The 14,518-nt window shown below is 30.6% G+C and carries 13 protein-coding genes; 5 read left to right on the top strand and 8 right to left on the bottom strand.

Features of this window, described 5'->3' with window-relative positions; genetic code table 11:
* Positions 1–61: 61 nt before the first annotated feature.
* From BMY82_RS02785 to ilvD, 3 genes are all read right to left on the bottom strand, one after another.
* Positions 62–1,027: a Gfo/Idh/MocA family protein gene (locus BMY82_RS02785; protein WP_091974448.1), complete on the bottom strand. Its 966-nt coding sequence runs from the start codon at positions 1,025–1,027 to the stop codon at positions 62–64.
* Positions 1,028–1,277: 250 nt separating this feature from the next.
* The gene (locus BMY82_RS02780; RefSeq protein ID WP_091974446.1) at positions 1,278–2,264 is read right to left on the bottom strand and encodes an ornithine cyclodeaminase family protein; all 987 of its coding nucleotides are present in this window, start codon (positions 2,262–2,264) and stop codon (positions 1,278–1,280) included.
* 56 nt (positions 2,265–2,320) lie between these two features.
* Positions 2,321–3,997: a dihydroxy-acid dehydratase gene (gene ilvD / locus BMY82_RS02775; RefSeq protein ID WP_091974444.1), complete on the bottom strand. Its 1,677-nt coding sequence runs from the start codon at positions 3,995–3,997 to the stop codon at positions 2,321–2,323.
* A 222-nt stretch (positions 3,998–4,219) separates the two neighbouring features.
* On the opposite strand from ilvD, the gene BMY82_RS02770 reads away from it, so the two are divergent.
* The 3 genes from BMY82_RS02770 to BMY82_RS02760 all read left to right on the top strand — a co-directional run bounded on the left by BMY82_RS02770 (position 4,220) and on the right by BMY82_RS02760 (position 7,249).
* Positions 4,220–5,083, top strand: coding sequence for a LysR family transcriptional regulator (locus BMY82_RS02770; protein ID WP_091974442.1), 864 nt, complete (start codon positions 4,220–4,222; stop codon positions 5,081–5,083).
* A gap of 173 nt (positions 5,084–5,256) precedes the next feature.
* The gene (locus BMY82_RS02765) at positions 5,257–5,697 is read left to right on the top strand and encodes a phosphate-starvation-inducible PsiE family protein (RefSeq protein ID WP_091974439.1); all 441 of its coding nucleotides are present in this window, start codon (positions 5,257–5,259) and stop codon (positions 5,695–5,697) included.
* Positions 5,698–5,755: 58 nt separating this feature from the next.
* Complete coding sequence (locus BMY82_RS02760; protein WP_242938896.1) at positions 5,756–7,249, top strand: YjiH family protein; 1,494 nt, start codon at positions 5,756–5,758, stop codon at positions 7,247–7,249.
* A gap of 163 nt (positions 7,250–7,412) precedes the next feature.
* Here the strand turns inward: BMY82_RS02760 and BMY82_RS02755 are convergent, their stop codons facing one another.
* From BMY82_RS02755 to BMY82_RS02745, 3 genes are all read right to left on the bottom strand, one after another.
* Positions 7,413–8,261, bottom strand: a complete 849-nt coding sequence (locus BMY82_RS02755) for an aldo/keto reductase (protein WP_091974437.1) — start codon at positions 8,259–8,261, stop codon at positions 7,413–7,415.
* 267 nt (positions 8,262–8,528) lie between these two features.
* Complete coding sequence (locus tag BMY82_RS02750) at positions 8,529–9,467, bottom strand: AEC family transporter (RefSeq protein ID WP_091974435.1); 939 nt, start codon at positions 9,465–9,467, stop codon at positions 8,529–8,531.
* A gap of 115 nt (positions 9,468–9,582) precedes the next feature.
* Positions 9,583–10,368: a Cof-type HAD-IIB family hydrolase gene (locus BMY82_RS02745; protein ID WP_091974433.1), complete on the bottom strand. Its 786-nt coding sequence runs from the start codon at positions 10,366–10,368 to the stop codon at positions 9,583–9,585.
* Positions 10,369–10,784: 416 nt separating this feature from the next.
* Here BMY82_RS02745 and BMY82_RS02740 point away from each other — a divergent pair, with 416 nt between their 5' ends.
* Positions 10,785–11,231: a MarR family winged helix-turn-helix transcriptional regulator gene (locus tag BMY82_RS02740; protein WP_091974431.1), complete on the top strand. Its 447-nt coding sequence runs from the start codon at positions 10,785–10,787 to the stop codon at positions 11,229–11,231.
* Between the two features lie 12 nt (positions 11,232–11,243).
* The gene (locus tag BMY82_RS02735) at positions 11,244–12,641 is read left to right on the top strand and encodes an MATE family efflux transporter (RefSeq protein WP_242938895.1); all 1,398 of its coding nucleotides are present in this window, start codon (positions 11,244–11,246) and stop codon (positions 12,639–12,641) included.
* 63 nt (positions 12,642–12,704) lie between these two features.
* Here the strand turns inward: BMY82_RS02735 and BMY82_RS02730 are convergent, their stop codons facing one another.
* Positions 12,705–13,496, bottom strand: coding sequence for an SDR family NAD(P)-dependent oxidoreductase (locus BMY82_RS02730; protein WP_180366710.1), 792 nt, complete (start codon positions 13,494–13,496; stop codon positions 12,705–12,707).
* A 104-nt stretch (positions 13,497–13,600) separates the two neighbouring features.
* Positions 13,601–14,476 (bottom strand): DMT family transporter, encoded by an 876-nt coding sequence (locus tag BMY82_RS02725; protein WP_091974428.1) that lies wholly within the window; start codon positions 14,474–14,476, stop codon positions 13,601–13,603.
* Positions 14,477–14,518 lie beyond the last annotated feature (42 nt).

Raw genomic sequence — 14,518 nt, 5'->3', positions numbered from 1 at the left:
TAAAATAATCTATTTTGCTCTTATTTTATATTAATATCTTACTTATACTTATATATATTAGCTAAAGAAACTTTCTAGCCTTATCTATTACTTCCATTACAATCAATGAATTTTCCATCATTTCTTCAGCCTTTTTATAGTCTTTTTCATTGATGATTCTATCAAATTCTAAAAATTCACTATGCATTCTATGCTTGTATTTATTTGCATTAAATTCTTCTCTGCCCAGTCCCTTTACAAATACTTCATAAGAACTACATTCATTTGTCGGTCTACTCATTGTAATTGTAGCTTTTGTTCCTTGAATCTGCATATGGTTATCACAGTTGCAAGCCTTACTTGCAATTGCTAGGCATTTAAAATTTGGATATGACAATGTCAATATTCCTGAAACATCTATGTTCCCTTCCATTATAGGAGCATAGGTAACATCTTCTGGCTTTCCGAATATTCCACATATAAAATGTATATTATAAATATTTAGGTCCATTAAAGATCCTCCTGCAAACTTTGGATCAAATGAAGGTGCAACAATCCCCTTTTTAAAGTTATCATATCTTGAAGAATACTGAGAGTAATTTGCAACTAAAAGTTTAATATCTCCAATTTCTCCATTTTGAACTTTTTTCTTTATCTCAATATAGTTTTCTATATACTGAGTTGTTATTGCTTCTATTAATATTAAATTCTTTTTCTTTGCTATTTCATTTAATTCTAGTAATTCCTTGTGCTTTACTGTAAATGGTTTTTCACAAATTACATTTTTTCCTGCCTCAAGAGATTTTTTACAAGAATCAAAGTGTAACAAATTTGGAAGCGCTACATATATTGTATCGATTTCATTGTTTTTAAGCATTTCATCAAAATCTGTGTAATAATTTTCTATATTATATTCCGATGATAAAACCTTTAATTTTTCTTCTGACTTTTTAGTTGCACATATTCCTTTCAAATCTATATCTGTTTCTCTAAGTATAGGAAGAACTTCCTTTACAATCATCCCTGCCCCTAAAATACCTAATTTCATATTTAATTCCTCCTTCTAATATTGCTAACTATATTATATTTATAAATTACAATGCCTACTTCTATTATACCCTATTATATTTTTTTAAAATTTACTTTGGCCATAGTTTTTATTAAATCTATAAATACAAGTCTTATTAACTGTATTTTTTAAAAGGCTTCTTTATTAATATTTTTTTAATTTTTCTAAAACAAGAACATGGATCGAAAATACTTCAATCCATGTTCTAATTTATGTCTAATATGTATTTTTATTCCCAAACAGTTCCAACATTATTTTCTAATGCTTTTTTGTATATTTCATAAGCTGCTACTAGATCTTGAGTAGCTACTCCTACTGTTTCAAACACTATTATCTCGTCGTCATTTTCCCTTGCTTTTATCTTTCCATTTATTACATCTCCTAAGTCTCCTGTAAAGTCTTCTTCTGTTATAATACCTTCTTCCAAAGGAATTAGTATATCCCCTGATTCAGATAAAACTGCTTCTTTAGAATCGAAGTATATCTTTGATGCTCTTTCCAATATTACAGGATCCATTTCTTGCATATGATGTTGATAAGCTCCTACACAGCTAACTGTTGCTCCTTCTTTAATTTTATTTCCATCAAATACCGGCTTTGTTGAAGGTGTAACTGTAATCAGAAGATCTGCATTGTCCACTGCCTCATCTGATGTTCTTACTGCAACAATCTTTGTAGAAAAATCCTTTAAATATTCTTGCATTCTTTCTGCAAACTCAACTGTTCTATCATAATTTAAATCAAATACTCTTACTTCATCTAAATCCCTTACATTGACCATTGCCTCTAATTGAGTTTCAGCTTGCCCACCAGTTCCTATTAAAGCTCCGATTTTGCAATTCTTTCTTGCAAGTAAATCAAATGCTGCACCAGATGCTGCTCCTGTTCTTAATTTTGTTACATATGTACCATCTAAAATAGCTATCACTTCTCCTGTTTTTCCATCGATAAGAAGAACCTGTGCTGGTGCAGATGGTTTTCCATTATCTATATTACGAGGGAATATATTAACTATTTTCAAAGATGCAATATCCATATCCTCTACATAGGCAGGCATAAATAGAAAACATCCGTCATATTTTGGAGCTTGTATATTGGTTCTCAAAGGTGCGTCAGCCTTTTCATCTACTACTAATTTAAAAGCCTTCTTATCTGCTTCAACAGCATCTTTCATTGTATAAACTTTTCTTATATCTTTTTCTGACAATAATAACATTTTTTTCCCTTCCTTATTTATATTATTTTTTCTTTTTTTTTACTTTTTACAAACAATTATTTATCTGTACTATACTTTCCATCTAAATCCCAAGGTTGCATAGCTCCACCCTCTTCTGCAGGTCTACACATTTTAGCATATATATTTAAGCAACCTTTTCCTTCTTTAAGCTCTGGTCTAACCCAATTTTTTCTTCTAGCTTCTAATTCTTCATCTGAAACATCCATAGATATTATTCCATTTACTATATCTATTATTATTTCATCTCCATTTTTTACGAGAGCAATATTTCCACCATCATAGGCTTCAGGAGAAACATGACCTATAATCGCTCCAAAGTTGAATCCAGAAAATCTTGCATCAGATATTAATCCAACACTCTTATGAAGTCCCTTTCCTATTAGGGCATCTATACTAAGCATTAACTCCTTCATCCCTGGAGCTCCCTTACAACCTTCATATCTTATTACTATAATATCTCCAGGAACTATATCGCCCCTCTGTATAGCTTCAAAGGCTTCTCTATCACCTTCATATACCTTAGCCTTACCCTTCATATACATAACTTCTTCGTATACTGCAGTAGGTCTTACTATTGCACCATTTGGAGATAAGTTTCCTCTTAATATTTTTAATCCTGGTTCATCGAATAGAGGATTTTCTAGAGAATGTATTACTTCATTTTCTTCAGCTACTACATTTTCTAATAGTTGCTTCCAACTTGTATCATACATACTAGGAACATCAGTAAATAATTTCTTTTCAAGCATCTTCATTACATTCATTACACCGCCTGCATAATGAAAATCTACCACTGTATAAGGACCACTTGGAACAACTGCATTGATACACTTAATTTCCTTTGCGTATTTTTCAAAGTCTTCTAAATTCAACTTTATTCCTAGTTCATATGCATATGAAAGAATATGAAGAACAGCATTTGTTGATCCTGCAACTGCCATATCAAACATTATTGAGTTTAAAAGTACCTCTTTTGTGATTATATCTGAAGGTTTAATGTTTTTTCTAGCCATTTGAACCATGTACATTCCCGCTTCTCTTGCTTTTCTTAGTTTCGCGTTATCTGTAGCAGGTATTGTCGAAGTTCCTGGAAGAACTAAGTTTAGAACTTCACCTAACATCTGCATAGTATTTGCTGTTCCCATTGAAGGACATGCACCAAAAGAAGGACATACATTATCTTCCATTTCCATTAAATCTTCCTCACTAGCTCCTGAAAAACGAGCTGCATCAAGATCCGCTTCAACTACAGTTTTCCCACAATGTTGACCTGGTTGCATTGAACCACCTGTTACAACCATTGAAGGAATGTCTAATCTCATAGCCGCTAAATAACATCCAGCGATTATATTATCGCATGAAGCAATCATTGCTAGACCGTCAAAATTATGAACTTTTGTTACGAATTCTACAGACATAGCCACTATATCTCTTCCTACTTGTTCATATTTTAACTCTTCAGCTCCATTTGCTATATTTCCACAAGTGGCTGGTATACCAAACTCTACTGGCACACCACCTGCAGCCCATATACCTTCTTTAACTGCTTCTGCTATCTGTCTTAAATGTGCAGAACCAGGAGAACCAGCCATATATGAGTTAGGAACTCCTATATGTGGCTTTTTTCTTATATCTATATCTGAATAACCTGCCGCCTTCATCATTACTCTTCTATGAGCTGCATCTGCTCCATTCCAATATTCAACTCCCATGATAATACCTCCTACTAAATTTTAATAATATTTGCAATATTTTATTTCTTAATAGTATAATAATATATATCAATCACCATTTGAATAAAGCAGATTTAATGGATGTATTAACTTTTTCTAATACTTGCTATATTGTGGGAATTTCTCCATTAATATTAGTTATTTTAATATCATTCATTAGTTATTTTAATATCAATTAAGTGTAATATAGGAGGAAAGTATATGAGTAGATATGAAATTATTAGAGCTGTATATGAAACAAAGAACATCTCTAAGGCAGCTAACAAGTTGAATTACACTCAGTCTGCAGTAAGTCAGGCTATTAAGAACTTTGAAAAAGAACTTGGAATTCAACTTTTTAAAAGATCTAAAAATGGTATGGAAGCTATGCCATATACAAAAGATATTATGAATTGCATCAACGATATATGTGAGTCTGAAGAAAAAATATATAAAATTTCTTCAAATCTTACAAGCCTTGAAAGTGGTCATATTAGAATAGGCTCTGTTCAAAGTATTTCATATAACTGGCTACCTGATATACTTTCCATGTTTTCAAGTGCTTATCCTAATATAAAATTCGAGCTTACTGTAACTGGTTTTGACGAACTTATTTACAAAATAGAAAACAATGAACTAGATTGCATATTTGTTTCAGAATATGCAGTAGCTGATTTGGATTTTACTGCAATAGGAAAGGATGAGCTTGTTCTAGTTACACCTTTGAACCATCCTCTTTGTAATAAAATTTCTGTATCTATAGAAGATATACATGGAAAAAGTTTTATTCTTTCAGCCGATGGGCTTAATTATGAAACAGGAACTATTTTCAAACAAAACAATATAAAACCAAAAATCAAATACAAAATTGACGAGGATTTTACAGTTATAAAAATGGTTGAAAAAGGATTTGGAATCACCATACTTCCTAAACTACTTCTAAAAAATATCCCCTTCAATGTGTGTATTAGACAGTTCAATGAACACTATAGCAGAGTTTTAGGTATTGCATGTGCAAAAAATCTAAAACCATCCCCTGCTACTCTTAAATTTATAGATTATGTGAAAAAGTGGGGACAGCTGTAATTTACAGAAAATTTATTTTTTATATTAAAATTCCTATTTCTGTAATTTTTCCTACATATATTTTACATTTTATGATAGTATTAAGTGTGATATATTCATAGAATATTTATTTTTAAGTCGCCGAATTTTACCATTATTTGTACTTTTTGCACAAGAGGAGGGTGAAATCAACCATGAAAAACGTAGATAGTAAGAAAAGAAAAATCCTTAATATTGCCTATGGATTTGAATCAATACTTGCAATTGTAATACTAATAGCTGTTTTGCTCGGTATTATAGATATTCTTAGAATCATTTATGATTCTTTTATCATACATTTCAATAGACCTATTGATTATGGTCAGTTAAATGCAATTTTTGCACAAATTTTGCTTCTTGTAATTGGTATTGAGCTAGCTGTTATGCTTACTTTACATATACAAACAGCACTTATTGAAGTTTTATTATTCGGTATTGCAAGAAAGATGCTTCTACTTCCAAAAAACAATGGAATGGTAGAGATATTACTTGGAGTTATAGCAATCGCTGGACTTTTCTTAATTAGAAAATATCTTATTAAAGAAGATAGTACTCTTCCAGAAGATATTCAAAACAGCAATGCTAAACAAAATTAATACTAAAATTACGCGACTTACAATATACTAGATTTATTATTATGAAAAGGGGATGAAAATGCAGAAAAAAAGAAAAAAATTTCATACAAAAAAAATCGCATTTGATGGCGGAAACTCCGCTGGCATGACAATTGAGTCTGATTTTAATGATAAAAATCAAACTAAAAATAATGGTCCTAAGAAAAATAAAAGAAACTATAGTGCTTCAGATATACTAAAGTTTCTTATTCCATCTATTATAGGAATTATTATTTTTATGCTTCCTATTAAAGAGTTCGATCCTGAAATTAATCAGGATAAGGTAACTATTCCAATAGCATATATTGCTTCTTTTATACAAAATAGTATCGGTAGTTATCTTCCTGCTCTAATTGTAGGAATAATTGCTATCTCTGCAATTGGTGCTATTTTGGTAAAGCTAAAAGTATACAATCCAAAATCAGATTATATGAAAGGTGTATTTGACCTAACACCAACTTGGTTCATTACAAGAGTTCTTGCAATGATATTTGTCTTTATGTGTTATTTTAATTTTGGTCCGTCATATATTATATCTGAGGACACAGGTAATTTTATACTAAATAACCTACTTACAACTTTGGTTGTAATATTTGTATTTGCAGGACTTTTACTTCCACTACTTTTAGACTTTGGTCTTCTTGAGTTTGTAGGTACTCTTCTTGCAAAAATAATGAGACCTATTTTTACACTTCCAGGAAGATCCGCAGTAGACTGTTTTACATCTTGGTTAGGCGATGGAACACTTGGAGTTATGCTAACTGCAAAACAATATGAAGAAGGTTTCTATTCTGAAAGAGAAGCTGCTATTATTTCTACTACCTTCTCTGCTGTTTCAATTACATTTTGTCTAGTTGTTTTAAAGCAGGTTGAAATGGCACACCTATTTGTGCCTTACTATCTTACAATATGCGTTGTTGGAGTAATATGCGCTGTTATAATACCTAGAATACCACCACTTTCTCTAAAGAAGGATACATATTATGGTGATGCAGAAACTCTTGATGAAAGTATTCCTCAAGGGGAAACTTATTTTAGTTGGGGACTATATCAAGCAGTGAGCAAAGCTAGAAATCATACTGGTATCGGTCAATTTATGAAAAATGGTATAAAAAACGCTGTTGATATGTGGCTTGGAGTTTTACCTGTTGTTATGGCATTTGGTACAATCGCTCTTGTAATATCAAACTACACTCCAGTATTTGAAATTATCGGAAAGCCATTTATACCTTTGCTTGAACTTCTTCAGCTTCCAGAAGCGGTATCAGCTTCAAAAACTATGCTTGTAGGATTTACTGATATGTTTATTCCAACTATTATTGCCGGAAACGAAATTAAAAGTGAACTGACAAGATTTGTAATAGCAACTGTTTCTGTAACTCAGCTTATATATATGAGTGAAGTAGGAGCTCTTATTATAGGTTCTAGAATACCTGTAAAAATTTGGGAGATATTCTTAATATTTATAGAAAGAACTATTATATCACTTGTTTTTGTAACATTAATAGGAAGATTTATTCTTCACTTAGCATAAAAATTTATAATTTAATATAGTTAGTATTTTATTAGTAGAATTATTAGTAGTTATTATATTTAATTTAAAATATCAATGAAAGATTTTATAAAGATAATATATTATAAATAGGCGTTACTGAAAAGCTTACTCTAAGCATTCTTTTCAGTAACGCTTTTTCTTATTAAAAATCTACTTCATCAGGATCAAGACCAGACCAAGCAAATGATGGCATTCCATTTATTGTCGTCATATCATTTTGAGATATTTCAAAATCAAATATTTCAAAGTTTTCCTTTATCCTAGATGGTGTTATAGACTTTGGAAGTGCTATTACTTCATTTTGTAGACACCATCTTAGACAAATCTGTGCTGGAGATTTGTCATATTTTTTAGCCATTGACAATAATATTTCATTATTTAATATCCTACTTCTTCCAAGTGGACTCCATGCTTCAACTATTATATTATTATTTTTACAATAATCAATTGTTTTCATATGTTTATTACCAGGATTAAACTCAACTTGATTTACCATAGGTTTTACTTCTGTTTTCATTAGGGCTTCCAAATGACTTTGCCTAAAATTAGATACCCCAATTGCCTTTACTTTTCCACTTTTATACAATTCTGTTAAAGCTCTCCACGTACCCAAATTTATATCTTCCCAGTTGTCAAATTTATTTGGACTTGCAGGCCAATGAATTAAATACAGGTCTATATAGTCTAAAGCAAGGTCTTTTAAGGTTTTCTCAAAAGACAAAAGTGTTTTTTCATAACCTCTTTCTGTCGCCCATACCTTACTAGTTATAAACAGTTCTTCTCTATCTATTGGATACTCTGCTATTGCTCTTCCTATGCTCTTTTCATTTTGATAGGCTGATGCAGTATCTATATGTCTGTAACCTATATCCAAGGCCTTTTTTATTGCCCTAACAACTAACTCTTCATTTCTAATATCCCACGTTCCAAAACCTATACATGGAATTTCGTAGCCATTTCTCAATTTAAATTTTTCAACTGAATTTTCCATTTTATCACCCCAATTTATGAAAATAAACTATTCGATTATTGATATCTACTTTAAGAAAAATTAAAATAAATAACTGAAATCCTTCTTTATATGTCTATTAAATGTTAAGACTTTCAATACTATATAAAATTAAATTTGATTAAAAAACAGAAATATCTTTATACCATATTACTATCTTTATCTTAAATATTACTTTATTTTACTTGGTTTCTAAGTAAAATAAAGATTTCAATAACTCATAAACTCATTTTCTATAATTAACTTCTTTTATTTAAAAAATACATTTGAAATACCCAAAATCATAGGCATACTTATAATGCAAAGTAGGGTACTCATACAAACAATTTTTACAGCTTTTTTATAATCTCCACCATATATCTTGGCAAATATGGCAACATTTGATCCAACTGGTGCACTTGCAGCAATCATTATAATCATTTTTATATCCTTGCTAGCAGGTATGAAATTAATTATCAACATAGTTAACAAAGGTATTAGTATCAAGCGCAAAAAAGAACTTAGGTAAACTGTTTTGTCTGAAAACATAGACAGTATATCCGTCTGAGCAAGATATACTCCCAATATAATCATTACAATAGGAGCATTTAAATAGGATATAACTGTGAAAATATTTTTAATGGGACTAACTACTTCTATTTCAAAGCTATACAAAAAAAGTCCTATTAACATCGATATTAAGACTGGGTTAGTTAATATTTTCTTTATTTTTATATATTCTCCTGAACCTGACATTACTCTAACTCCATATGTCCATTGCAAAAATGTCAATATGGCAGCAAATGAAGAAACATAAAACACAGAATTTTTAGTAAATAAAGAAGCTACTATAGGTATTCCCATAAAAGCTGCACTTGAAAATGCTACGCCAATATCGTCTACCTTCAATTTCTTTTTGTATCTTTTATAATAGTACCTTTCATAAATTATATGACTAATAAACATAGAAATTAAAAGAGATATTATCGCTAGAAAAAAAGAACTTACAAATGCTGAGATATTATCTGCTGTCTTTTTTACTGCAAATGAATTGACTATTACTACTGGAAATATAATATAGAGCAAAACATTACTTAAATAACGATTTCTTTTTTCTGTTATTATTCCACTTTTGAAAAATACATATCCAAAGAACATATAAATAAACATTATCAACAACTTCTTAAAAAGTATTAAAGATATTTCCATATATTCACCCCATCTTAATATACAAATAATTTAGCTTACTTCACAAAATTTTCTTTCCATATATTATTTAGGGAAACTGCTATATAACAGTTTCCCCTTAATATTCTATATTTAATTATAACACATTAAACTTTTCTAATGCAGATTTTATACCTTCATTATCAACTGATTCTGTTACATAATCAGCGATTTTCTTTACATCATCTCCTGCATTTCCCATGGCAATACCTGTTCCTACATACTCAAGCATTGAGATATCATTCCCACCATCTCCAAATGCCATGCACTCTTCTCTAGTAATTCCAAGATAATCTAAAATCTTGCCAATACCAACATCCTTTCCTCCTCCAGAAGGAATTATATCTGCGAATATAGGATTCCATCTTACTGCTTCACAGTTTGGTAAATGTGAAAGAAATTCGTCTTCTTCATGTTCCTTTACATAAGCGCAAAGTTGATATACGTCATTTTCATATATTCTCTTAAGATCTTCTTCCTTTGATGTAGGTGCAGTATCTCCTAGATACTCTCTTAGCTCCCTCACCCTATCATTTATGTGATTTATATACATATGATCAAGTTCTACAAACTCACACGCAATATTTTTTTCTTCTATGTAAGGAATCATTTTTTCAAGAGACTCTACTGGTATCTTCATTGAATGAACCACCTTATCATCAACTACACAATATTGTCCATTAATTGTTACATAACCATCAAAATCAAAGTCCAATACCTCTTTTACTACATTGAGCATCTGAGGTGATCTACCTGTTGCTATAAATAGTTTTACACCCTTTTCTCTCAACTTCCTTAAACATTCTTTTGTAGATTTTGGAACTTCATGAGTATCAAAACTTACCAGTGTTCCATCAATATCAAAGAAAATAGCCTTTATCATTAATTACCTCACTTTCTTTTGCATTTACATCTTTATCCCGTCACCAGAAATTAAATAAGTATTAAATTTACATTTCGCCAGATGTATTCAAATTTTTAATACAAACTACCATAATTAATTTGCCGGTTTTAAAGATTATAAAAAGATTATTAACTGCTTATCATTAAAAACAGGATTATAAATACAAAATTGTTACTAAATTCAATTATATACCATATCCCTAAAAAAAACTAGATTTAAGAATGCTTTTAATTTTTATTTAGTTTCAAAATATTAAATCTTATATTGTTGAATATTAATTTAGATTAGCTTACGTTTTCCTAATAAAAAATAGTTGACAACGCAACTTTATGGTCGTATAATTATTTATTGTTGATAAGTCAACTAATATTTAAAGCTTTTAGAAGGAGATAAAAATGATAAAACATCCAGGTAGATTAATTTCAATATTATATAGAAAAGGATTGATTTATAAAAATATACATTTTAAAGATATAAACATTACTGCTTCTGAACAACCATTTATGAGTGCATTGTTTTGGAAAGACGGTGTTTCTCAAGATTTATTGTCAAGATATTTATATATAGATAAAGCTTCAACAGCTAGAACTATACAGTCCCTAATAAAAAAAGGTCTTGTTAAAAAAGTCAAGGACAAGGAAGATAAAAGAATAAATAGAATATTTCTTACAAAAAAGGGCTACTCCTATAAAGATGAAATCTTCTCTGTACTCGATGACTGGGGAGACATCCTTACTAGCGATATGAATTCTGAGGAAAAAGATATTGCATATGAATATCTTGAAAGAATGGTAAAAAATGTTGAAAGTTATATTGAAGATAAAAATAAAATTCAAAAATAAGGAGTGATAGCTTTGGAAGAAAAAAATATGTCAGTAAAAACTGAAATTCAGTATAATAACCCATTAGGTTATGAAAAAATTTCTAAACTACTTTATAAATTCTCAGTACCTGCAATTATAGGTATGACCGTAAATGCACTTTATAATGTAGTCGATAGAATATTTATAGGAAACAGCCCTGACCTTGGTGCAAATGGACTTGCCGCCATTACTATCTGTTTCCCAGCAATGATAATAATTATGTCAGTAGGTATACTACTAGGTCAAGGTGGTGCTACTTTATTCTCAATTAGTTTGGGTAAGGGAGATAATGAAACTGCAGATAAGACTCTTGGAAACGCAACATCTATGTTGCTTATTCTAGGTGCCATTATCACTATCTTCGGAAGTCTATTTTTAGATAAACTTTTAATACTTTTCGGAGCAAGTGAGACAGTTCTTCCTTTTGCAAAAGAATATATGAGAATAATATTTATAGGTACCCTATTCCAAGTAATCGGTATGGGTATGAATAACTTCCTTAGATCTGATGGTAAGCCTAAACTTTCAATGGCTACCATGTTTATCGGGGCAGGAATAAATATTATCCTAGACCCTATATTAATATATGGCTTTAGAATGGGTATGAGTGGTGCTGCTATTGCAACTATTACTTCTCAGTTTATATCTATGATATGGAGTGTACATCATTTCCTTAAAAAAGATGCCCTACATAGGATACAGAAAAAATATTTAAAACTTGACTTTAAGTTATGCAAAGAAATAATCGCTCTCGGTATGCCAGGATTTATATTACAGCTTGCAAATAGTTCGCTTGCTTTACTTCTAAATTCCTACCTACTTAAATATGGTGGAGATATAGGAGTTTCTGCAATGGGTATTGTCAACAGCCTTATGACCTTATTAATATTACCTGTTATAGGACTTAATCAAGGTCTACAACCTATTGTAAGTTTTAACTATGGAGCACAACGATATGATAGAGTAAAAAAAGCAGTAAAACTTGCAATAGTTGCAGGTGTGTCTATTACTACAATTGGATTTATACTTTCTCACCTTGTTCCAAACATTCTCGTTTCTATGTTTAATAGAGAGCCAGAGCTTCTAAAATCTGGTGTTCATGCTCTTAAAGTTTGGACTCTTTGTCTACCGGTAGCAGGCTTCCAAATTATAGCAGCAAACTTCTTCCAGGCAATTGGGATGCCGAAACGTGCTATGCTTCTAACTCTTATGAGACAGGTAATTGCCCTAATGCCATGTATTGTAATACTTGCTCCAATAATGGGAATAGATGGTATACTTTTTGCAGCACCTATTGCAGATGCACTTTCAGCATTTGTTACCGCAATCTTCTTCTTCCCATTTATAAAGAAGTTTACAAATAAAGATCCTAAAAGAAAAATTTCATAATATAATTTGATTATAAATAAAAAGATAGCTATTTCAAATATATAGCTATCTTTTTATTAAAATCTATCTACTCATTTTTTTCTTCTGCTGATTAGCACAAACATCAACAACTAACTTTCTAGGTGCTATTTTTCCTATTTTACTTGCTATTTGCATCTTTACAGAAGGTATTATTATTTCTTTTTTGGAAAACATCTTTATAATTGCATATTTTGCACAAAATCTAGGTGTAACGCCACCAATACTAAATTCACAATTTGCAACATCATTAAACTCTGTCTTTACTGGTCCAGGACAAAGAGCTCCAATATAAACAGAACTATTTCTTTTTCTCAATTCTCCAGATATGCTAGATGTAAGGCTTAGTACATAAGATTTCGTTGCATAATATGTTGCCATATAAGGTCCACCAGCTAATAATCCCGCAATCGATGCAACATTTAATATATATCCACTATCCTTACTTATAAAGTCTATAAGATACATCTTTGTCAAAATATGAAGTGCTCTTACATTTACATCAATCATATCCATATCTTTAGAGATATCTGTTTCAACAAATTCTCCAAGATCTCCAAAACCTGAGCAGTTAATTAAAATATCTATATTGTATCCTTTAGTTTCAGTATACACTTCTCTTACTTCTTCAAGTTTTCTCAAATCCTTTTTTATAACAATACATTCAAAATCCTCATAATCTATATCCTCTAAAAGCTCTTCTTTCAAAGCCTCTAACCTATTCTCTCTTCTGGCAACCAAAAAAAGAGAAAAACCGTTCTTTGCTAACTCTCTTGCAAATTCCCTTCCTATCCCTGAACTAGCCCCTGTTATTACTGCCCATTTCTTTTCCAACATAATAAGCTCCTTTCTAGAAAATAATTATTTAATATTACTATATATTACCCTAAAACAAAATTTAAATTCTATTTTTCTATCCTTTTAATATTTTTAAAATTTATTTAGGATTGCTTCTGTGAAGATTGTTTTGCTAGGAAAACCCCAATTATAGTTATTATCATTCCCATCAATTCAACAGGCATCAGCAATTCTCCAAATATTATGTATGCATAAACAGCTGATATTCCAATACTTGTAAGTGATAAAACCGTTACTAAAGTAGCATTTAATTTACCTAAGCACATAGATACTAAACCTTGACCTAAAATTTGACCACAAACGGCATAAAGAATAATTATTATCCATTCCCTTCCATTTGGTGGAAGTGTAAATCCTTCAACTGGGATCATTCCTGCCAATAAAAATATCATGGCTCCAAAGGTACTTATAAGCACAACTGCTCTATTATTTAAACCATCTCTTACTCTATAGATAAAAAGTACATATCCAGAATAAGCTACAGATGCCCCCATAGCAAGAAAATTTCCATAAATAGACGATTGTCCATTATCCCCTGTTGCAGCTGAAAATATTACCATTACAACGCCTACAAAGGCTATAATAGATGCTATTACAAACTCTTTTTTAATTTTTTCCTTAAAAAGAAAAAATGATATCGGGGAAACTATAAACACAGTAAGATTTACCATCAAAGAACAGTCTGCTACAGAAGTCTTCATAAGGGCAAGATTCCAAAATAAAACATCTGCTCCCAGACACAAGCCTCCTAAAAATGCTATTATAAACTGCTTTTTTGTAACATTTCTTAGACTTTTGTATGTAAAGGGAAGCATCATAACAATAGTTAAAAGCATTCTGTAAAATCCCTGACTGATCGGTCCTACTGAAGAAAGTTTTACCCATATTCCTGCACTTGCAAGAAAAGCTACACCTAAAAGTTGAATTGCTATATATTTATTTTCATTTTTTCTGTCCATTTTCTCTCCTTAAATATATTATTATAGAGTAAATTATATCAT

This window comes from Peptostreptococcus russellii, from assembly GCF_900110295.1.
In the GTDB taxonomy this organism is placed as follows: domain Bacteria; phylum Bacillota; class Clostridia; order Peptostreptococcales; family Peptostreptococcaceae; genus Peptostreptococcus; species Peptostreptococcus russellii_A.
The sequence above is the reverse complement of the archived record's forward strand: the minus strand, read 5'-3'. Positions and strand labels throughout refer to the sequence as shown.